This window comes from Nitrosomonas oligotropha, from assembly GCF_009833085.1.
In the GTDB taxonomy this organism is placed as follows: Bacteria; Pseudomonadota; Gammaproteobacteria; order Burkholderiales; family Nitrosomonadaceae; genus Nitrosomonas; species Nitrosomonas oligotropha.
Map to the genome: position 1 here is coordinate 57,069 of NZ_QRBZ01000005.1, position 21,854 is coordinate 78,922.

Below are 21,854 nucleotides of genomic sequence, written 5' to 3' on the forward strand. Positions count from 1 at the left end.
AACCGGACAAATCGATACTTAATCGGTGCGCAAAGCATCCACCGGATTCAATTTTGCCGCGCGCATCGCCGGTACTACACCGGCAGCAAGACCGATCACCAGTGACAAACCGAGCGCGCCGAATACAAAATTCCACGGAATATTCACCGGCAAACCGCTGATCAGCAGTTTGAGCAGCCCCGCAATACCCGATCCGATAAGCAGCCCCGCCAAGCCACCGATGGTGGACAACGCAGTCGATTCCAATAAAAACAGCAGGCGGATGCGCCCGCGCGTAGCGCCTAATGCAGTGAGCAAACCGATTTCCGATACCCGTTCGGAAACGGCGATGTGCATCAATGTGATCATGCCGACCGCACCGACAATCAGCGAAATACCGCCCAGCGCGGCAACCGCGAACTTCAATACACTGAGCACGGTGGATAGCGTGCTGAGCATCTGCTGCTGCGGCTTGACGGTAAAATCCTCGCGCCCGTGCCGTGCCGCCAGAATGCGGTTAATGTCGTCGACCACGGCTTGCACCGGCGCATCCGGGTGGTAAGAAAAATTGATTTCCATCACGCCTTGCCGGTTGAATACTTCCAAAGCCCGGGCCGTCGGCACGAAAACCGTATCGTCAAAATCGAAACCGAGCACATTGCCTTTCGATGCCATCACCCCGATGACGCGAAAGCGCGTCCCGCCGACTTGCAGCAACGCACCCAGCGGATTGGCATCGCCGAACAATTCGTTGCGCACTTTGGCGCCGAGCACGGCGTACGCACGCGGATTACGCGGATCGTCGTCCGGCAGAAACTGCCCGATAGCGACTTGCATATTAAATGCCCGCGCAAAATCAGGTCCCTGCCCGTACGCCGTTACGCGGCGGCTGCGGCCTTGCGCGCGGATTTCCGCGTTACCGGTCACGCTGGCATTGGTGTATTGCGCGTAGCGGCTTTGTCTTAATGCGATGGCATCGTCAATGGTCAGCAGCCGCGCGCTGCCGATCGCACCGAGCGAACCGCCATGCGTATTGATTTTTCCCGGCGTGATCGTGACGATATTGGTGCCAAATTGCGTGAATTCCGCCAGCACGAAGCGCTGTACGCCATCACCGATCGCGGTCAGCAAAACCACTGCGGCGATACCGACGGCAATTCCGGAAGCCGATAAAAAGGTGCGTAGACGATGCGCTGTGAGTGAGCGGAAGGCGAACTGGAAAGTATCGAGGGTGTTCATTGCTTGCTTACAATAGCATTAAAATCGCGTATTTAATTTTTATGAGCAGTTTAACAAGATCATGATTCTACTTACCTAACGCTTCATTAGGTTTGCTGAGAGACTATGAATCGGTTTTGCCAACAATGACAAGCTGAACAGTAGCGCGCTGAATAGAACAATGGTTGTTCCGGAGGCCACATTAAAAATATAGCTGAGATACATACCTATTACGCCGGTTACAGACCCTATCAGGGTTGAATAAATGATCATTTTGCTGAAGCTATCCGTAAGCATTCTCGCAGTCATTGCGGGAGCAATCAGTGTAGCGGCTACCATGGTGACGCCGATTACGTTGAGGGATGCGATGACGGAAAAAGTCAGCAGAAGGGAAAACAAAAATTGCACCGACTCGGTTTTGATGCCAAATACGCGTGCAGCTTCACTATCAAATGTAGAAAAGAGGAGTGCTCTATACAATAAAAACAGGGTGACCAGTGTGATGGCTGCTACCAATCCGATAACCACCAAGTCATGATCAGTGATTCCAAGAATATTACCAAATAAGGCGGCTTCAAAATTTTGTTTAAAGTTGCGCAATTTACTCACGATTGCAACGCCCAAAGCAAACATGGCTGTTGTCACAATACCGATTGCAGCATCTAATTTGATCTTGTTGTTTTGTGTGATTTTGTTGATGGTCAATATGGCTAACAAACCCATGGCAAAAGCGCCGGCATAAAAATTCAGATTTAGCGTAAAGCCGACAACGGCACCGCCAATGGCGGCATGAGATAATCCATGCCCGACATAACTCATACCACGTAGAACGACATATACGCCAATCATGCCACCGGATGCACCGACTAGCAAAGCAGCCAGCAAGGCGCGGCGGAAGAACTCATACTCGAGTGGCTCGAGGAGGAACTCCATCAGTGCTTTTCATCCCTAAAATGCAGGGGAGTGCTGTTAGCGATTAACAGATGTCCTTCATATTTAACGATCACAATGTCGCCACCATACGTCTGAGTCAGGATTTCATTGGTAAAAATATCATGCGGTTGACCTTGCGCGACAACACCTCGATTAAAGCAAATAACCCAGGGTAGATGGGAAGCCACGGCATTCAGGTCGTGCGTGGTCAATAAAATGGTCATCCCTTCACGATTGATATCGCCCAATAGATGCAGCACTTCATGCTGGGTTTTGATATCGACGCCTGAAGTGGGTTCATCCAGAATCAAAAGGTTAGGGTTGCTGATCAATGCGCGTGCAAGAAATGCACGTTGCCGTTGACCACCCGATATATCGATAATATGCTGTTGCAAGCAATCCTCAACACCCAATCGATAAGCGAGATCATAAACACTTTTACGCTCTTCTTTGCTGAGCCAAGGCAAAATGCGCCCATTGGTATACAGTCCCATCGCGATGACTTCTTCGACAGTAACCGGAAAATTCCAATCGACGCTGCCAAGCTGTGGCACATAACCGACAGTGCCTGGCTTCACCTGATTTACTGGATTGTTGTGCAACAGTATCTTTCCGGAAATCACCGGATGAATGCCTAGAATGATTTTAAGCAGAGTGGTTTTACCACAAGCCGTGGGACCCACAATACCGGCAAACTGACCTGCCGCTATATCCAATGATAGATCAGAAAATACTACATTTTGTTCATAACCGGCTTTGACATTGCTCAGTTGGACAGCCGCGCTGAATTGCGCATTAGAAAGCGATGTTGCTTGCATCGATATTGGCCGTGCAGGTTGGATTGCCTCCGAGTGCTTCAGTCAAGATGGTCATATTGTTGGTCATCATGCCTATGAAAGAGTGATTGGGGGAAGCTGGTAGCTCATCATCTGAAAGTTGATCAATAAATTTGACGTTCGCTTCACGTGCGATTTGCTCCATCACTTTACTAGGAAAAACTTCTGAGCCAAATATTGCAGGCACCCCGGTCTCTTTGATCTGCTTAATAATACCAATGACCTCCTGCGGACCGGGTTCAGAAAAATCAGCGGGTTGAACGGCTGCAATCACTGTCATGCCATACCGAGGCGCAAAATAGGCGAAGGAATCATGATAAGTGACAAGTTTGCGGTTATTTATGGGAATGGTTTCAACACACCTAAAGATTGCTTGATCAAGTTTCTGTAATTTAGCGAGCAATGTCGCAGCATTTTTTTGATAGCTTTCCTTATTTGCTGGATCAAGTGTACTGAGATTTTCCTTGATGATTTCAGCGTACCGCATCACCAATTCAATATTCAACCATAAGTGAGGATTCGGATGCCCGTGTTCGCGAGGAAAACTAAAATCATACTGCCAATCTTCTTCCCTAAGCGTGCGATTTCCCAATCGCAGGATAGTAGTTTTAGTTTTTTTAACCTTTTCGGCCAATTTCAAAGTAGGCAATTCCAAGTCAAGGCCATTCACGATAATCATGTCAGCGGCTTGCAACGTTTTTATATCCGAAGGAATGGGCTCAAACGTATGAGAATCGGTGCCATCCGGAACTATTCCTATGACATGAATATGTGTACCCCCGATGTTTCTAACTATATTAGTTATGGGTGATACCGAAGTCACGATGAATGGTTTTGGATGCTGCTGTGTATCCGCAGCCAGCAATAAATTCTGCAAAAAAATAAGTGTTAAAGCTAGTACAAGCGTGATACACAAGTTGACCGGCATTTTTGACACGTGATTCTCCTCAATTGGATGCAGGAATGTAAGAAAATAGATAAATTTAAACTAAAAAATTTAGATATTATTTCTAAGAATAAGCACCTAATCGATGTAAGAAAAAATAGAAATTTATCATACATTTTAATTGATAGGTATTATACTTCTGCTTTCTGCTTTCTGCTTTCTGCTTTCTGCTTTCTGCTTTCTGCTTTCTGCTTTCTGCTTTCTGCTTTCTGCTTTCTGCTGATTTTTCTCATTTCAAAAAATGAATTTGAATAAAATAACCGAATTGACGACGCAAATACAATTTTTTGTTTGTGTGAGCCTTACGTTAATTCCTTACATGGCCAATGCGGCAGGAGTCCCAACACTCAAAGACATCATTATTCGCGCCAACGCGCGGGAATTGATCGGCACTGCAAGTTCCGCCAATGAAGGCACTGTGCTGAAGCAGCAACTCGATGCGCGCACGGTTTATCGTCCGGGCGAATTACTGGAGACCGTGCCGGGTTTAATCGTCACTCAGCATAGCGGTGAGGGTAAGGCCAATCAGTATTTTCTGCGCGGCTTTAATTTGGATCATGGCACAGATTTGCGGATTACGGTCGATGGCATGCTGGTCAATCAGCGTTCGCACGGGCATGGACAAGGTTGGGCCGACACCAATTTCATCATTCCGGAGTTGATGGGCAACCTGCAATATCTAAAAGGGCCTTACTATGCCAATCAGGGTGATTTTTCCTCAGCCGGGGCTGTCAGTATGAGTTATGTCGATAAGTTGCCAAAAGGCATTGCCAGTTATGGTATCGGTCAGCAGGGATTCATGCGGGGATTGGTCACCAAATCACACGAAGTAGGAGCGGGAAATGTGCTGTATGCGGTGGAGTTACTGACAAAAGACGGCCCTTGGATCAAACACGAGGATTTCAAGAAATTTAACGCTGTATTGCGCTATAGCCAGGATACAGGGTCAACCAAATTTAATGTGACGGCTATGGGATATGGTGGAAATTGGAATTCAACCGATCAGATTCCGGCGCGGGGTGTCGCCACTGGTTTTGTGCCAAGGCTCGGCGCCATCGATCCCAGTAGTGGTGGAGAATCACATCGTTTTAGTCTTTCGAGCGCACTGCAGCATATCAGCCGTTTTGGGATTACTCAGATGAATCTCTATACGCTTCACAGCAATCTGGCCTTATTTTCAAATTTTACGTATTTTCTTGATGATCCCGTCAAAGGCGACCAATTTTCCCAGATTGATAAACGTTTTCAGTCGGCGATGAATATCAATCATCTGTGGTCTAATACCATTAAGGGGATCGAAGTCGAGCACATGGTGGGTGTTCAGTTCCAAAATGATGTCATCAACAATGGGCTATTGAGCACCAAAGAACGCCAAACCTTATCGACCACGCGCAAAGATCATATCAACCAGAACAGTATCGGTATTTATTATCAGAACAGCATCCAGTGGTTCGAAAAATTCCGCAGTGTGGCGGGCGTGCGTTCGGATTTCTACTGGTTTGATGTCAATAGTAATCTCAGCGCGAATTCGGGCAATCGTTACGACAGCATGACCAATCCCAAGCTGAGTTTGATTTTCGGGCCCTGGCAGCAAACGGAACTTTATTTTAACTATGGCGGCGGCTTTCATAGTAACGATGCACGCGGCACCACATCCACCATCGATCCCAAGTCCGGCGATCCAGTTCAGCCGGTCAGCCCTCTGGTGCGCTCAACCGGCTATGAAGTTGGCGTAAGAACAGGGATTGTTCCAGGGCTACAAGCATCGTTTGCATTATTCCGTCTGGATATGGCTTCAGAGCTCCTTTTTGTGGGTGACGCCGGCACGACGGAAGCCACCCGTCCAAGCAAGCGGGAAGGATTCGAAGTTTCACTGTTCTATAAGCCTAACGATTGGCTAACGGTTGATGTCGATTATGCGCTCGCGCGGGCGCGTTTCAGCGATTCCGATCCGACGGGCGATCATATACCCGGCGCAATCCAGGGTGTAGGCAAACTGGCGGTTAGCGTGGACAACCTCGGTCCGTTCTTTGGCAATCTGCAAATGCGTTATTTCGGCAAACGCCCGTTGATCGAAAACAACAGCGTGCAATCCGATCAAACCGTGACGCTGAACGGCCAGATCGGGTATAAAATCGGCAAAAATGTACAGATGACATTGCAAGGCTTTAATCTATTGAATACGCACGCGCACGCGATCGATTACTACTATACTTCCCGGTTACCAGGCGAGCCTGCCGCTGGCGTGAGTGATGTGCATTTCCATCCGATTGAAAGCCGCTCGCTACGCGTCAATTGGATAGCGAATTTTTAACCGGCACAGCAGTGTGAGTTTGCCGTTGCGGCAAGAAAAAGATGTTTATTTTCACCAATCATTATCGATGACAATCGGGGGAGGGTTATGGAACGTTTTACCATTTCAATGGATGACCAGTTATTCGAGCAATTCGATGCGCTTGCACATGAGCGTGGCTATGATAATCGTTCGGAAGCCATTCGCGATCTTGTTCGCGAACACCTTGAAACTTCCCGCTTGCAGAAGGACAACAAAGGGTATTGTATTGCTACGCTGAGTTATATTTATAATCATCATGAAAGAGATTTGGCCAGCCAGGTAACCTCAGCGCATCACCACCATCATGATTTGACCTTATCGAGCATGCATGTCCATATGGATCATGATAATTGCCTGGAAGTGGTCATTCTTCGAGGCATAATTGAGCACGTCAGGTGTTTTGCCAATCGGGTGATTGCGACCAACGGCGTGCGGCATGGCAAATTGCATATTGTGCCAATCGAGTTCGCACAGGAGTCACATCCCCATTCAGCTGTTCCGCATACGCATAGCATCCCGCTGACCTGAGCATATCATTGTATTAGCCGCAAAAAAGCCCCGTTAATCAACGAGGCTTAATTTCAAAACATGTTTATTCCTTCTGAGTCTTATTGAGGATTCGCCCAATATCTGGATTTGCTGGCGGCAAAAAGAAACATCCACATGACTAGAACAAACGGAAACGTCAGCGTGGGCAAACCCATCGGAGCGAGAAAATTAGCCAAGCCGGCTTGACAGATAACCGTCAAAATACCAGCCAATAAGGCCAAAATTGCAGTACCGGTAGACGGTTTTAGGAAAACCCATCCGACTGCCATCATGGTCAGAACCGGGTTGAATGCATAGAGCCCCATCTCGATCAGCGTCTTATCGGCACCCAAGCAAATGGGTATGGCAACGCCAGCCACTGCGCCTAAAAACGCCATCAATGCGCCACGCAGTGACGTGATTGCGATGCCAACGAGAAACAAGATGCCGACAATGACGCTATCAGCAAACATCACCTCGCCAATGCCTTTGGTAATCGCCGTATACCAAGCCACAACCGCTTCTTGAGTCAAGGTGGCGAACTCCGTTGTCACTACTGCGGTTGCGGCAATGTCAGCGGGAATTCCCGGCGCCGACAGGACCGGTCCGCGCGAGAATCCATCAAAAGAATAAACGGCCACCATGAACATCCAGCACGTCAACACAAAAGGTGAAGTAGAGGCAGGGATGTTATAGGGTTGCAAAATTCGCATTAATGCCGCCAACACGACAGTAGACAAAATCGAAGCGAGCACAACATATAGCCAGAGTTGAGGAGTGTTTTCGAGAAATAAAAACAAGCAAGGCCCAACCAGTGTGCCGTTGAACCCATACAACCCTGCATCGATATCATCGTCAGAGAATCCTAATAAATACGCTGCAACAGTGCTGCTGATGACACCCACGGTGGCAGCAAGCCCCGCAGTGATTCCCCCGACATATAACGCTATTAAAAAAATAAGACCGGTAACCGCATTGCAGCAGAAAAACACTTGCCCAACCCCTCTGAGAATGACACGCAGCGGTTTGGGTATTGCTTTGTCAATTGATAATGACCAATCCATGATTAGCTCCTAAAGTATTGGTTTGAAAAATAACTACAAACAATCTGTTACTAAGTCAGCCAGTTTTAGTGACAACTGAATCCTGTTGTAAGAAAGCTAACTCAGGAATTCCCTGCATAACTATCATAGAAATATAGAGTGTAATTTCTCATTGTAGTCTGGACGACCGATGGATTATTCAGTGGCTTCCTAAGCACGTTGTTTTTTTACTTCGTCCAATAATCCTTGCTTTATGATGAAGTCTACAATTCGATCAACGCCTTCACCGGTATGCAGATTGGTAAATACAAACGGACGGTCACCACGCATCTTTTTGGCATCACGATCCATCACGTCGAGATTTGCCCCCACATAAGGAGCGAGATCGATTTTGTTAATAACGAGAAGCGCTGATCGTGTGATGCCGGGGCCGCCTTTACGCGGTATTTTCTCACCTGCGGCCACATCAATGACATAAATGGTCAGATCAGAAAGCTCGGGACTAAAAGTGGAAGCTAAATTGTCTCCTCCCGATTCAACCAGAATGAGATCGAGATTGGGAAAATCGGCCGTCATTCGAGCAATGGCTTCGAGGTTGATTGAAGCATCCTCCCTGATCGCGGTATGAGGACATCCCCCCGTTTCCACACCCATCAGACGTTCCGGAGGTAGCGCATTGGCGCGTAATAGAATCTCCATGTCTTCCTTGGTGTAGATATCATTCGTAATGACAGCCATTTCATAATGGTCACGCATTTTTTTACTTAAAGCTTCGCATAAAGCCGTTTTCCCGGATCCGACCGGACCGCCGATGCCCACTCGAAGAGGATTTGATTGCTTATCCACGTTGTTATGTCCCCAAATTATGATCGATAAATTCTACTGTATTGTGTTTCATGTTGTATTGACAGCAATGACAAGCCAGGCGCCCAATTGGATAATTCGTCATCATTGAGCTGCTGTGCGCGATCTGACGCCGTTTCAATCTCATTATGCAATGAAAGTAGAAGACTTTGTCCAGAGACCTGACCGAGCGGAACCGATTTAACACAGACCAGCACTTGATTCTCAACCAAAGAAAACAGCATTCCCAGCAACGCTGCTTCATGCGGTACGGCGAGCGCTACTGCGGCACAAGCAAAGGCAGTGGGCAGCGGTATTTCCGATTGGCTGGTCAATATCGTCTGTAACGACTCGTCTGCAATTTTCAGATCCTTGATCAGTTTGCCTAAGGAGTATCCCATCTGGATCGTTTCTGCTCTAAATTCAGCTGTATCGCGAGCTGCAATAAAGCACTCGGTCCAATAATTGACAGCTGCAGCATCACGTTCAGAAAAACCTTTAAGCAAGCGCCATAGTATCGGCGCTTCAAAGTCCGCGACGATATTTAGAGATTCGGCAATCCATTTTCGCGCTGTGCTTTCATTATGGACTGTTCCTTTCTCAATCGCGGATTCCAAGCCTTGCGAATAAGTGTATGCACCAACTGGTAGCGATGGGCTTGCGAGCTGCAATAAGCGAAGCAATAGTGCGGATTGCAAGGTAGAGCTCCTAAGAATGCGGATCGGAAGGCCGGTGAATCTTTTGGCGCGCTGGGATTGGGGCAAGCGGACCATGGGCATGATAATGGCCATCGCCATGATGGTGATGGCCGCCGCTACCATAGGCGCCTGACTCAGGTTCAAAGGGCGCATTTTCTTCGATGATAGTGGCTCCCAAACCTTCCACCATTTGTTTTAGTACAGTATCCTGGTGAATCCGCAGGAAATCTTCGCCAACCTGAGTTTGTGTGTGGCGATTGCCCAAATGGAAGGCACATCGTAATAAATCATGTGGCGTTTTACATGTAATTCGATACGTGGGCTCGTGGGCTGCAATAATTTGTACGACACGCCCATCATCACTTCTGAGTAGATCATTGTTTCGTAAGACTGTACCTCGTGTCGTGAAAATAGCCACTTCTTCACCCGACGCAAGCGCGGTTCTTAATCGACTATTTTCACGCATCTCGTAGGGCAATACGAGTTGTGCAAACACTGAGTCAGCATGATCTATCTTGGTATTTAGTGTAAGCATTTTATTATTACGATCAATTAAGGATTAATAATGATTATCACAGTATCCGATGCTGCGACAGTTCCTACCCTACCCGGCAGGGAAGCTTCTAGTTTCAGAAATTTGCTTGACCAACACCAAGAAGCTTCCTCTGTTCCTGATATTTCTAAAACAGAAAATACCGTTGCGCCATTGGCAGCACATCTTCTGCGCCGCAAGTTAGCAGTTGACCATCTGCACGAACTTCGTATGTTTCAGGATCAACTTCCATCTTGGGGGTTGCGCTATTGTGAATCATGTCTTTCTTGCGCAAATTACGTGTGTTTTTCACGGTGACGAGGTTTTTATCGAGTTTCAATTGATCAACCAAGCCCGCACCCATTGCTGCTTGTGAGGCAAAAGTGAAACAAGATGTTTTAACCCCTCCACCGTATCCGCCAAACATGTAGCGATAATGAACGGGCTGTGGGGTAGGGATAGAAGCATTCGGGTCGCCCATCAGAGACGCAGCAATCATCCCACCTTTCAGAATCATGGATGGTTTCACACCGAAGAAAGCAGGTCTCCACAGTACGAGATCGGCATATTTGCCGACTTCTATCGATCCGATCGCGTGCGCAATACCATGAGTAATTGCAGGATTAATCGTATATTTTGCAATATAGCGTTTAACTCGGAAATTATCATTTCTTGAACTATCTTCTTGCAATGTTCCGCGTTGTATTTTCATTTTATGCGCGGTTTGCCAAGTGCGTAATACCACTTCACCTATGCGTCCCATGGCTTGGGAGTCCGATGACATCATGGAGATTGCGCCCATGTCATGCAGAATATCTTCCGCAGCGATTGTTTCCTTGCGAATGCGTGATTCTGCAAAAGCAAGGTCTTCTGGAATATTTGCATGTAAATGGTGACATACCATCAGCATGTCCAGATGTTCATCGAGCGTATTGACGGTATATGGGCGGGTCGGATTGGTCGATGACGGCAATACATTATCAAGGCCAACGACGGCGATAATATCCGGTGCGTGGCCGCCGCCTGCGCCCTCGGTATGGAAGGTATGAATGGTGCGGTCTTTCATCGCAGCGATGGTGTTTTCCAGATACCCGCCTTCATTGATGGTATCGGTATGGATAGCCACCTGCACATCGTATTTATCTGCAACATTCAAACAATTATCAATGGCAGCAAATGTTGTACCCCAGTCTTCATGCAGTTTCAGGCCACAAGCTCCGGCTAATATCTGTTCTTCAAGTGGTATAGGCAAGCTGGTATTGCCTTTTCCGAAGAAACCTGTATTCATAACCAATCCATCCGATGCTCTGAGCATCGAATGAATATGCCAAGGACCGGGTGTGCAAGTAGTTGCGGCTGTTCCCACCGCAGGTCCGGTACCGCCGCCCAGCATGGTGGTGATGCCATTCATCATGGCGTCTTCAGCTTGCTGCGGTGAAATGAAGTGAATGTGTGTATCCACGCCACCCGCAGTGACAATCAAGTTCTCACCCGCAATGATCTCGGTTGCCGAACCAATGGCCATGGTGACATTCGGTTGAATATCCGGGTTGCCGGCTTTACCGATTGCTGCGATCTTGCCATTCTTAAGCCCGATATCCGCTTTGACAATCCCCCAATGATCAATAATGATTGCATTGGTAATGACGGTGTCCATGACATCAGCATGATTGCGTTGTGATTGACCCATGCCATCTCGAATTACTTTGCCGCCACCGAATTTTACTTCTTCACCGTAAGTTGTGAAGTCTTTTTCAATTTCAATCATTAGTTCTGTATCGGCCAAACGAACCCGGTCTCCGGTCGTAGGACCCATCATATCAGCATAGGATTGACGGGAAATTTTTACGCTCATTTTTTTGCTCCTGTGAAATTATTGCGATACAAATTATTTCAGTTTACCCATCACTTTTTGATTAAATCCATAAACGATCCGGTCTCCCGCTAGATCAACGAGTTCTACGGTTCTTTCTTGTCCGGGTTCAAAGCGGACGGCCGTACCGGCCATAATATTCAGTCGCATGCCATAAGCTGCTTCCCGGTCAAATTTCATGGCGGAATTCACTTCATAAAAATGAAAGTGAGAGCCAATTTGAATGGGGCGATCTCCTCCATTCGAAACAGTCAACGTTTTTGTCCTTCTGCCTGCATTTAGTTCGATATCACCTGACTCAGTAAATATCTCACCTGGAATCATTGGTACTCTCATAGCGGTCTCCTATTATGTTGATCAATTAAACAATCGGATTATGCACAGTCACGAGCTTGGTACCATCCGGAAAAGTCGCTTCAACCTGAATATCCGGAATCATTTCAGGAACACCTTCCATGACATCCGAACGAGTTAGTATTCGCTGACCTGCTGACATCAATTCCGCTACGGTCCGTCCATCTCTGGCACCCTCTAGTACAGCGCAAGTGATTAGTGCAACCGCTTCCGGATAGTTGAGCCGCAGACCGCGAGCTTTACGTTTCTCAGCTACTAATCCGGCAGTAAATATCATGAGCTTATCTTTCTCTCTAGGTGTTAGATCCATCGTTTTTCTCCTGGGTAAATTAACAGTTACAATTTATACGTTACAACAGCATCTATGATGTATTTAGCAAACCATCCTAAATCATCAGTCGAATGAATTATGTGTTCCACATTCGTGGCACGATAGCATCACGTCCAAGTACTTCCGGGCGAAACAACCCCCAGATACGCAGCATGATGTGCCGCGCCACTTCACTCGAATGACCTAAATAACGAACTACGATTATTGATTTAAGCTGTGAGATACCCACTTGGCCTGAGCCATGAGTAATTTTTTCTGCTTCTTCACGCGCCAGATCGATGAGTGCTTGGGGTAACATTTTTCCCGTCAAAATGAGCGAAGCGCAGACTGTTTTGCCAGATAGCGTTAAAGAACCATTCATCGCAGAACTCTCACCGAGAAGGCGGATTTGTTCAAGCCAAATCAACTTATCATTGCGCCGAATACTGGTACGTTGCTTGATTTGGCCTTGATCAAACGTTTCACCCGATGCGGTCCGCCCAAAACATAATATTTCACAGCCGACATAAATTGCATCATCCTTCAGCGTAACCTGATGATCAATTTCTACATTGGCATGATTATAGAAAATGGTTTCTTGCGGTACCCATTCGAGGGCACCGCCTTTATTAACATCGATTCTGATCTTTTGATGTGAAGTATGCCCATTGGCTTTGTACCATTTGGTGGCGCCCGGCGTCGTAATTTGCGCATTTGCGGAAACGCCGACTTGGGTAGAAATTTCTAACTGATCACCACCGACGACTCCACCGGGCGGATGAATAATCACTACATGGCAGACTTCCCGTCCTTCCGGATAAAAAGGTTTTTGCACTAACAATGGACCAAGATGATCTCGCTCGACAAGCCTTGTGGTTGCATCGATTGCAGCAAATTTGAGAGATAGCTTTGCTTGCAGGGGTTTGTACGCTGGATCAATTAATATTCCGGGTACATGCTGGCTAGATTGTTTGGGATAGGTCAGGATAGTGGAATTCCGTTGCTGAACGGGCAATTCATTTTCAGGTGCAGATAGGGACATTTTCATAATAGCTTTTCAGGAGTAATGATCTCTGGAGTATTAAATCTGCAATTGGAAAGAAATTTTGAAAACATCTTGCGTTGGACCTGATACTCCGGGCGCATAATTCAACCCTTTAGACAAAAGATCACCGTGTTGATAATAGGCTGAAATACGTGCATTAAAGCCATCAATAATATAATTCAAACCCGCTTCAATTTCTTCCCGATTATTGCTTCGATTAGGCTGAATACTCGTAAATCTGCCATAAGGTTGAAAGTGCCCGATGCCAATTTTAGTTGGAAACATGTAAAGACCGGTTACTGTCCACGACTTGCCATCAAACATACAAAAGCAATTTGGATCAGAAAATGCGGCAGTCGAATAGCCCGCATAGAACTGTTTATATTCAGCATTTAAAGTAGTTACTCCCATATTTCTAGGTAATACTTTTTCAAATAGTAAATCACCTGTAAAACCGAGAAAATCACTCCGATGTGCAAATGATCCGGCACCATTCTTTTGATAAGACATACCAAACGCCAGCGCTAAAATATCTCCCGCTTTACCGTAATACGTGCTAGAAGTGTAGTAGCCAGGGTTTTTTTCTGGATTCAGAAAATTATAGGTAACGCGCGCAGCAGTTAGGATAGTGCCGCTTGGATTAGGTCCCGTGGTGTGCGATGATTCCAAACCACGAAAGACGCCCATTGCATAACCCAGTGTCCCGGGAACGAAGCCTGGTTCTGCATTGCCCCAGAAAGTTACGCCATCGTCACGACCATAACGACCTGCTCCGCCATTGCCAAAATGTGTACTGAAATCTTGAGAAAAGAACGGTGTTTTGAATGCATCGTGAGTAGCTTGGAAAAAAGGGCCGCTTAATTCTCCCCGCTCCGTAGGCGCTAACATGCGCCCTCCCCAAATGTTGAAATAGCGGTTGTATTCAAATTTTGCAATGGCATCGAGGATGTTGTATGACATCCTGGGATTTTCGCCGGAAGCGGTATTGTTGCAGAAAAAGCATTCGGTATTGACTTCAAATTTAAGATATTGATTAAACTGTCCATTCAAATAAATACGAGCATTGTCGTTGCTGTAGTGGCCGCTATCTAAATTACCGTTTAAGTTTTCAGTCCATAACCCTGTTCCTCGATAACCTGCTCCTAAGCTAATCCATCTGGTTTCACTGGTTTTTACTTTGAGTTTGTCTGAGATTGGTTTCATTGATACGTCCGCAGCATTTACTTGGAACGCAGGCAAGAGAAAAACGAATAGGAGAATGAGATATAAATTAGTAATTTTAATTTTTGCTTGTAAGCTGTTATTTCTTGTCTGCATGAAACTACCCATCCTTCTAGTAATAATTTATCAAATTGGATGACTGGAAAATAATCACTAATACATAAATCCGAACCCGACCACTGTATAACAGAAGCTCATATAGGGAGATTTATAATATTTTTTCTAATTTTGTATGAAATTTGTTGTGATCAAACAAAACCGGACTGAGATATATGCAGATCTACTGGAGCCATTCCATTAAATGAGCCGAATGTGGAGTTGTCTCATGTTGGGAATGTATGTAGTTTCGTTGATATGTTCTTAAGAAATGCGACATTAAAAATCAAGCACATCAGAATATATCTGACGCTGCACACGGTACGGATACAAACCACCTGGAATATTCTCTGAATGATAAAATTTTTCACTTAGCTGTAAGAAATCTCAGCGTTATTTATTACAGTTGCACTCCCATCCGACGCAGAAGATAAAAGAAAATAAAATAACAACCAATGGTAGCGGCAGCCGATAAGCTGAGACTAAGCCAGAAACCCATACCCTGCTTAAGCAATATGGGTAACAGCAGAAATAATAGAAGTGAAGGCAACACCAACCAGAAAATTTGCATTGAAAGACCTGCAATCTGCGATAGCGGAGAACCCTCAACATAAAGCCAAACAAACGCTAGCAATGATGTAAGCGGTAAAGCTGCTATTAGTGCGGCAAAGCCTGTATTCCGCTTTGCGATTTCTGAGATAGCCACGATTACAACAGCAGAGATAAGAATCTTGAATGCATAATACAACATAGAAGCCTAGTATTAATCATTGTTCAGCTAAAGGGAATCGGCGGTATTCATCGTTTACTCAGCGCTTTCACGGCGTCGAGCCGCGCCGCCTGGCTGGCGGGCCAAAGACAAGCCACGATGCCGGTAATTAGCGCTACCAGGATTCCGGCTATCGAAGCCCAGACTGGCGCCCAGGCGGGAAGCTGCGGAAAAGCCAGGCGCAGCATCAGGTTGCCGAATTGTCCCAGTAGAAATCCGAGAATAGCACCGGCGAACGACAACCACACCGCTTCGGCGAAAAATAACCGGCGGATATCGCTGGATGTAGCGCCGATGGCTTTCAGCAAACCGATTTCCGCCGTGCGCTGATTGACCGCCACCAGCATCACGTTCATGACCAGGATACCGGCAACGATCAAGCTGATTGCAGCAATTCCGGCAACGGCCAGTGTCATGGTGTGAAGAATGCGGTCAAAAGTCGAGAGGATAGCGTCCTGCGTAATGACGGTAATGTCTTCCTCGCCGTCGTGACTTTGTTTCAGAGTTGCCAATATGGCCTGCTTGGCCGGCTCAATGTCGTTGTGGCTTTTGGCTTCGATCAGGATACGGAATAGCGATGTGGTATTGAACATGGCTTGCGCATAATCGATCGGAATAATGACGATTTCATCGGTATTAAACCCCATCGACTCCCCTTGCGCCGCCAGCACACCGGACACCATGAACCGGCTATCGCCCAAGCGCACGCGTTGGCCAATGGCTTGGCTGCGGGGAAAGAATTCATTGGCGATTTTTGCACCCAGCACGATTTGCGCATTGCGTTCGGTGCCGTGCGCCAGAAACCCGCCCTGCGCCAGTTTCATATGGCGGATCGGTATCAAGTCGGCATTGCTGCCCAGCACCGTGACCTCGCGCAGGCGATTGGCGGCGGATAATTCCGCAGCACCAACATTAAGCGGTGCATAGCGCCGCACTTGCGGCAACCGGCCCAGCAGTTGCGCATCTTTCAACGTCAAGTCGCGCGGTGTCTGACCCAGTACGGCACCGAGAAAAGAGCCTGATGTTTCCGCGCGACCCGGTAATACGACCAGCAAATTGGTGCCGATGGAAGAAAATTGATTGATGACATAGTTTCTCGCGCCGTCACCTAACGCCGTCAACACCACGACCGCAGCCACACCGAGCGCCATCGCGAGAATGATCAACAGCGAACGGACGCGGTAGCTCACAACCGTTTTGAACGATGTTCGCAGGGTATCAGCCAGCGTCATCAGCTTGATCCGTCAATATTTTTCCATCGCGCATCGCGATCTGGCGGTGCGCACGCGCACCCAACTCACGGTCGTGCGTCACGACGATCAGCGTGGTTCCTGTGTGATGCAGGTTTTCCAGCAACGCCATCACTTCGGCGCCGATTTGGTGATCCAGATTGCCGGTCGGTTCGTCGGCCAGAATGACACTGGGCTGCATGATGGTCGCGCGCGCAATCGCCACGCGCTGGCGCTGTCCGCCGGAAAGTTCGGCGGGACGATGACTGGCGCGCTGCTTCAGCTCGAAGGCTTGCAACGCGTCATTGACGCGGATTTGCCGCTGCTCTTGCGGCATGCCGTTCAAGATGAGCGGCAGTTCGATATTTTCCGCCGCCGTCAGGCGTGGAATCAGATGAAATGATTGAAACACGAAGCCGATTTTTTCCCGGCGGATTTGCGCCTGTTCCGTTTCCGACAAATCGGTGATCAGCCGGCCATCGAGTTCATAGCGGCCGCTATCAGGCTGGTCCAGCAAACCGATGATATTCAGCAACGTCGATTTTCCCGAACCGGAAGGTCCCATGATCGACACATATTCGCCCGAAGCAATGTGCAGATTGATGCCATTCAATGCGTAGACCGTCTGGTCGCCCATGTGGAATGTGCGCGTAATCGCACTCAGGCGGATCATGGATTCTTGGGTTGCACCGCAACACCGGCCTTGATTTTGTCTTGATCAAATGAAATCAGCACGCGGTCACCCGCTTTCAGGCCGGTGCGGATTTCGGTGAAGCTCCAGTTGCTGAGACCGGTTTCCAGCGGCTGTTCCGCCAGGCGATCCTTGGCATCCACCACCCAGACTTTATTGTTTTGCCGGATCGCTTGCGTCGGAATGCGCAGCACGTCGTCCCTGCGTTCCAGCACGACTTCCACATCGGCGCTGTAACCCACCAGCAGCGTATCCGCCGGAATTTGCAAGAAATCCACTTCGATATCGACAGTACGCGCCTGTTTCTCGATTTCGGTCACGTACGGCGCGATGCGCCGGATTTTTCCAGGGAAAATTTTACCCGGCATCGCGTCCAGTGTAATGCGCGCTTCTTGCCCGATCTTGATTTTGGGCGCATCGACTTCGTCCATCGGTGCTGTGACATACAAACAACTATCGTCGATCAGATCGATGGTTGGCGGGGTGGGAATGCCCGGAGGCGATGGTGTGGTGAACTCACCCAGCTCACCGGAAATTTTGCCGATCACCCCGGAGAAAGGCGCGATGATTACGGTGCGGTCAATTCCGGCTTGCGATACGCGAATCTGTGCTTCGGCGCGTTTGATGTCGGCGATAGTAGCTTCACAACTGGCCTGACGCGAGCGCGCATTGGCGTTGGCATCGTCGGCGCGTTGTGAGCTGACAAAACCTTGCTCAACCAATTGCTGCGTGCGGATCGATTCGCGCCGGGCGTTTTCCGCCAGGATGCAGGTTTCGCGCCGCCGTTCTTGCGCCATCACCAGCTGCCGCTGCGCCAGTTCGAGTTGCGCTTGCAGATCCTGACTCCAGAGTTCCAGCAACACCTGCCCCTTTTGCACATGATCGCCTTCCTTCACCCAGATTTTGGCGATCTGCCCGCCGGTGATCGGCGCCAGATCGGAACGCTGACAGGATTTGATCGTGCCTGCGCGCGTGTTGACGACAGTGGCTTCGACACTGCCTGTCGCGATCGTGGCCCATTCCACTTCCAGCGGTTTGGGGCGGCTGTAATACCAACCGGCCAGTGCGATTGCACCAACAATGAGGGCAAAGCTGATTAATTTGAACGGTTTCTTGAGCGGCGGCATGATTGAGTGAATGAGGTCGGTGCGATATCCGGTGATCGTGTGTTGTGTTTCGTTGCAAATATGCGTATTTTACACGTTCGTTAACGCTTAAAGCCGTTTGCTGGCAATTCATCAAAAACCTTGCATAGACATTTTCGTATGATTGATATCTGGCGCAAAAAATTCATCTTATCCGACTCCGACCAGCCCCGAAGCCTGGAGGATATCCGCCCCACCGAGGCGGATTACGAAGCGCTTGACCCGAAAACATTTGCGGCGATAGAAACTGAAGCGCTGTTTCATACCATTGACCGCACGAAAACCGAAACCGGCCGCATGGCGTTGTACCGGTCGCTAGCCCGCCCGGATCAGGATGCGCAGGTCATACAGCAAAAACAGATTGCGCTGCGTGAAATCGAAACGAACCCGGAGCTTTATAGCGCCTTGGCCACGTTCACTGAGAAAGTCGTTTCCGGTGAACGATCATTGAAGCATCTGCTGTACGGCGAGTTTTCCGGCGGTTTTGCAACCGATGAACCGAGCAGCCGCAGCGATAAACTGGAATTCGGCGGCTACGGCTACCGGCAGTATCAGGACGGTACTCAATTTGCGGTGGATCTGGTTGAGAAAGCCGCCGCATTGCCACGCCCGCAGTCGGCATATTTACGCACGCTGCTCGATGCCATTCATGATTTTGGCCAGTCGAGAACTTACGCGCTGATGAAAGGCCCGGTTTATTCCATGGGCGGAAAATTCAAAACTAAAAAAGAGAAATCCGGTTTTGATCTGTATTCGCGCTTCCAGCCTTCGCTGTTCAAAATTATACCGATGCTGACTTTCCTGATCGGCGGTTATGGCATCTTATTCTTCTTTGAAAACCTGATGCCGCAATTTGGCACGTCTTATATCAGTTACGGCATTCTGGCGCTGACCGCGCCGGTGCTGCCGATTATCCTGCTGGCCATGGGCGTCTCCGACCGCGATTCGATCATTTACCCGCTGCGCAAGCAATTCCGCGAAAGCCCGGATTTGGCCAAAGCGATCGAAGCATTGGGATTACTCGATGAGTTGCTGTCTTTCTACCGCTATGGACAATCATGTACCGGTGACAAAATCTTGCCGGAAATTATCGATGAGAAACAGCACCGCTTAACTGTCAGCCAGGCCAGGAATCCACTGCTGATCAAAGCAATACCGGATTATGTGCCGAACGATGTTCATCTCGATCTGGCAGGCCGGGTACTGATCATCACCGGCCCGAACAGCGGCGGCAAAACAGCGTACTGCAAAACCATCGTGCAAATCCAGTTACTCGGGCAAATTGGTTGCTATATTCCCGCCACGCAAGGGCAACTGGTTCCGGTGGAGCATCTCTATTATCAAGTACCCGACCCGGGCCAGCTCAGCGCCGCGATGGGGCGTTTCGGCCATGAACTGCAACGCACGCGGGAAATATTCTTCAATGCCACGCCGCGCAGCCTGGTGGTGTTAGATGAATTATCCGAAGGCACCACATTTGAAGAAAAAATGACGATTTCGGAATATATCCTCAAAGGATTCCATAAACTCGGCGCGAGCACTTTGCTAGTCACGCATAACCACGAACTCTGTGAATTGCTGCAGAAAGACGGTATCGGCCGGTATCTTCAAGTCGAATTCATGCCGCAAGGCCCAACGCACCGCTTAATCGCGGGTATATCGAAAGTCAGTCATGCCGATCGTGTGGCCAGCGCGATTGGATTTAGCCAGAAGGATGTAGAAGCACATTTGGAGCGGAAAAACCGTGACTCGTGAGGGGTAAAGTCTGACTTTAGATCTCACGTTTATAAACTTTCAGATTAAATTGCTGAACTACATCAAGGAGAATGAATAAACCAGGAAAATTATGGAACTATCTGAAACAATTTAGAAATTCTCCGACTTGAATCTCTACTGCTATGGTTGGGTTTCCCAGTTTATTCAAATTTTGGACTTGCCAGTGCGATTTGTAAGTTTGATGAAACGAGAAAATACGTACTCGCGTTAATAACCTCGAACTGATTCATTCACAGAAGATTCCACGTGCTGGAAATGCTGCTTAGCATACGCAAATAAACTGAATCGGTTCTTAATACCTAATTTACTGAATATAGAAGTCAGGTGATTACGTAAGGTGTGCTCGCTCATGCACAATTTTGCCGCTATCTGCTTATTCTGTTCCCCGCCACTTCCGTCTGAGAATGCCTTAAGAATCATGCATTCTTTGCGTGTCAGCATTGTAATCTTATCTGAATCGGCATCAGCAGGGATTTTTCCACGTATGCGTGAATTTTGAAGAAGAATGCGGCCGGTCGTTATTCGGTCAAGCCATAATTCACCATCATAAATCTTCTCGATCGCGCGGAGTACCGTTTGCATCGATTCTTTTCTATGCACCACTCCACGTGCACCACTGAGTACTGCTCGGTCAATGACTTCTTTATCGTGTGTCTCAGTAAAAATTACCACTCGCGTATTCCCGTCACTTGCAAACTCAGGAATATAATTGACGCAATCGATATCATCCAAGTAAATGTTTAGGATAAGAATATCCGGTTTTTTCTCCAGGATAAGGCGTTTAGCATCGGAAATATTCGTTGCGGTTCCCACAACTTCCATTCTGGGCTTTTCGCTATTAATCAGCTTTTCCAATCCCCAAAGTACAATTTGTTGATCATCGACTAATAAGACACGGATAGGCTGAACCGAAAGCTGTTTGATATGATCATTTGATTTATCAATACCATAGTATTGACAAAAACAAGATTCAAAATCTGCGTGATGTCTGTTTGTACTGTTTTTATTGATATCGCAGCCCATGGCAGTAGCGATCGTCATGGTACGTTGCACAATCAAGTCACTCGCATAAGCTGTGAAATAAATACAAAGATTCGTGCTATCCGTTTGTAAATTTAATTGTTGCGCTAAGTAGATACCATCACAATCATTCAATTCCATGTCGGTTAGAATCAAATCGGGTTTGTCTTTTTTAACTCTAACCAGAGCTTCTTGACTTGAAGTGCAAACACCAATGATATTATATTCCCAATCATTTAGTATATTTTTCAATGTCTTGCCAGAGATATATTTATCTACAACAATCAGCACTCGAGTGTCATCAATTTTTCTGTGCGAGATTCTTGCGAGTATGTGCTCTGTTCTGTTGGTCATTTATCGTTACCTTTAAACAGTACTGCTTTTAAATTCATTCTCAAATTTGCCGGTAGTTTGATTTCTTGATTGCTTCAATA

At 47.6% G+C, this 21,854-nt stretch carries 21 protein-coding genes; 3 read left to right on the plus strand and 18 right to left on the minus strand.

Features of this window, described 5'->3' with window-relative positions; translation table 11 throughout:
- Positions 1 to 18: 18 nt before the first annotated feature.
- The 4 genes from ABD07_RS02480 to ABD07_RS02495 all read right to left on the minus strand — a co-directional run bounded on the left by ABD07_RS02480 (position 19) and on the right by ABD07_RS02495 (position 3,894).
- Entirely contained in the window at positions 19 to 1,218 is a 1,200-nt protein-coding gene (locus ABD07_RS02480) for an ABC transporter permease (protein ID WP_160816973.1), read from the minus strand.
- Positions 1,219 to 1,293: 75 nt separating this feature from the next.
- Positions 1,294 to 2,130, minus strand: coding sequence for a metal ABC transporter permease (locus ABD07_RS02485; protein ID WP_160816974.1), 837 nt, complete (start codon positions 2,128 to 2,130; stop codon positions 1,294 to 1,296).
- Positions 2,130 to 2,948, minus strand: a complete 819-nt coding sequence (locus tag ABD07_RS02490; protein WP_108699079.1) for a metal ABC transporter ATP-binding protein — start codon at positions 2,946 to 2,948, stop codon at positions 2,130 to 2,132. Before ABD07_RS02490 ends, ABD07_RS02485 begins: the two co-directional genes overlap by 1 nt.
- Positions 2,926 to 3,894 (minus strand): metal ABC transporter substrate-binding protein, encoded by a 969-nt coding sequence (locus ABD07_RS02495; RefSeq protein WP_160817000.1) that lies wholly within the window; start codon positions 3,892 to 3,894, stop codon positions 2,926 to 2,928. The genes ABD07_RS02490 and ABD07_RS02495 overlap by 23 nt, the downstream gene beginning before the upstream one ends.
- Positions 3,895 to 4,153: 259 nt before the next feature.
- Between ABD07_RS02495 and ABD07_RS02500 the strand changes: the two genes are divergently transcribed.
- Positions 4,154 to 6,226: a TonB-dependent receptor gene (locus ABD07_RS02500; RefSeq protein WP_164502731.1), complete on the plus strand. Its 2,073-nt coding sequence runs from the start codon at positions 4,154 to 4,156 to the stop codon at positions 6,224 to 6,226.
- Between the two features lie 87 nt (positions 6,227 to 6,313).
- Positions 6,314 to 6,775, plus strand: coding sequence for a nickel-responsive transcriptional regulator NikR (gene nikR, locus ABD07_RS02505; protein ID WP_160816975.1), 462 nt, complete (start codon positions 6,314 to 6,316; stop codon positions 6,773 to 6,775).
- A gap of 80 nt (positions 6,776 to 6,855) precedes the next feature.
- Here nikR and yut read toward each other — a convergent pair whose 3' ends face one another.
- From yut to ABD07_RS02570, 13 genes are all read right to left on the minus strand, one after another.
- The gene (gene yut, locus ABD07_RS02510) at positions 6,856 to 7,839 is read right to left on the minus strand and encodes an urea transporter (RefSeq protein WP_160816976.1); all 984 of its coding nucleotides are present in this window, start codon (positions 7,837 to 7,839) and stop codon (positions 6,856 to 6,858) included.
- 189 nt (positions 7,840 to 8,028) lie between these two features.
- Positions 8,029 to 8,664 (minus strand): urease accessory protein UreG, encoded by a 636-nt coding sequence (gene ureG / locus ABD07_RS02515; protein WP_108699082.1) that lies wholly within the window; start codon positions 8,662 to 8,664, stop codon positions 8,029 to 8,031.
- A 17-nt stretch (positions 8,665 to 8,681) separates the two neighbouring features.
- Complete coding sequence (locus ABD07_RS02520) at positions 8,682 to 9,482, minus strand: urease accessory protein UreF (RefSeq protein ID WP_240142382.1); 801 nt, start codon at positions 9,480 to 9,482, stop codon at positions 8,682 to 8,684.
- A complete protein-coding gene (ureE, locus tag ABD07_RS02525; protein ID WP_160816978.1) occupies positions 9,370 to 9,894 on the minus strand; it encodes an urease accessory protein UreE in 525 nt (174 codons plus the stop codon). Before ureE ends, ABD07_RS02520 begins: the two co-directional genes overlap by 113 nt.
- Positions 9,895 to 10,039: 145 nt before the next feature.
- Entirely contained in the window at positions 10,040 to 11,746 is a 1,707-nt protein-coding gene (ureC, locus tag ABD07_RS02530; RefSeq protein ID WP_160816979.1) for an urease subunit alpha, read from the minus strand.
- Between the two features lie 33 nt (positions 11,747 to 11,779).
- Positions 11,780 to 12,088: an urease subunit beta gene (locus tag ABD07_RS02535; protein ID WP_160817002.1), complete on the minus strand. Its 309-nt coding sequence runs from the start codon at positions 12,086 to 12,088 to the stop codon at positions 11,780 to 11,782.
- A 37-nt stretch (positions 12,089 to 12,125) separates the two neighbouring features.
- Complete coding sequence (ureA, locus tag ABD07_RS02540) at positions 12,126 to 12,428, minus strand: urease subunit gamma (protein ID WP_108699086.1); 303 nt, start codon at positions 12,426 to 12,428, stop codon at positions 12,126 to 12,128.
- Between the two features lie 97 nt (positions 12,429 to 12,525).
- Positions 12,526 to 13,470, minus strand: a complete 945-nt coding sequence (locus ABD07_RS02545; protein ID WP_160816980.1) for an urease accessory protein UreD — start codon at positions 13,468 to 13,470, stop codon at positions 12,526 to 12,528.
- Between the two features lie 39 nt (positions 13,471 to 13,509).
- Positions 13,510 to 14,790 carry a hypothetical protein gene (locus ABD07_RS02550; RefSeq protein ID WP_108699110.1) on the minus strand — a complete coding sequence of 427 codons (1,281 nt, stop codon included), beginning with the start codon at positions 14,788 to 14,790 and terminating at the stop codon, positions 13,510 to 13,512.
- 400 nt (positions 14,791 to 15,190) lie between these two features.
- Positions 15,191 to 15,541, minus strand: a complete 351-nt coding sequence (locus ABD07_RS02555) for a DUF3147 family protein (protein WP_108699087.1) — start codon at positions 15,539 to 15,541, stop codon at positions 15,191 to 15,193.
- Positions 15,542 to 15,588: 47 nt separating this feature from the next.
- Positions 15,589 to 16,791 carry an ABC transporter permease gene (locus ABD07_RS02560; RefSeq protein WP_160816981.1) on the minus strand — a complete coding sequence of 401 codons (1,203 nt, stop codon included), beginning with the start codon at positions 16,789 to 16,791 and terminating at the stop codon, positions 15,589 to 15,591.
- The gene (locus ABD07_RS02565; protein WP_160816982.1) at positions 16,778 to 17,461 is read right to left on the minus strand and encodes an ABC transporter ATP-binding protein; all 684 of its coding nucleotides are present in this window, start codon (positions 17,459 to 17,461) and stop codon (positions 16,778 to 16,780) included. Before ABD07_RS02565 ends, ABD07_RS02560 begins: the two co-directional genes overlap by 14 nt.
- On the minus strand, positions 17,458 to 18,606 hold the full coding sequence (locus tag ABD07_RS02570; protein WP_160816983.1) for an efflux RND transporter periplasmic adaptor subunit: 1,149 nt from the start codon (positions 18,604 to 18,606) through the stop codon (positions 17,458 to 17,460). The genes ABD07_RS02565 and ABD07_RS02570 overlap by 4 nt, the downstream gene beginning before the upstream one ends.
- Positions 18,607 to 18,744: 138 nt before the next feature.
- Between ABD07_RS02570 and ABD07_RS02575 the strand changes: the two genes are divergently transcribed.
- Complete coding sequence (locus tag ABD07_RS02575) at positions 18,745 to 20,379, plus strand: MutS-related protein (RefSeq protein ID WP_160816984.1); 1,635 nt, start codon at positions 18,745 to 18,747, stop codon at positions 20,377 to 20,379.
- Between the two features lie 228 nt (positions 20,380 to 20,607).
- Here the strand turns inward: ABD07_RS02575 and ABD07_RS02580 are convergent, their stop codons facing one another.
- Positions 20,608 to 21,774 (minus strand): response regulator transcription factor, encoded by a 1,167-nt coding sequence (locus ABD07_RS02580; protein WP_160816985.1) that lies wholly within the window; start codon positions 21,772 to 21,774, stop codon positions 20,608 to 20,610.
- Between the last annotated feature and the right edge of the window lie 80 nt (positions 21,775 to 21,854).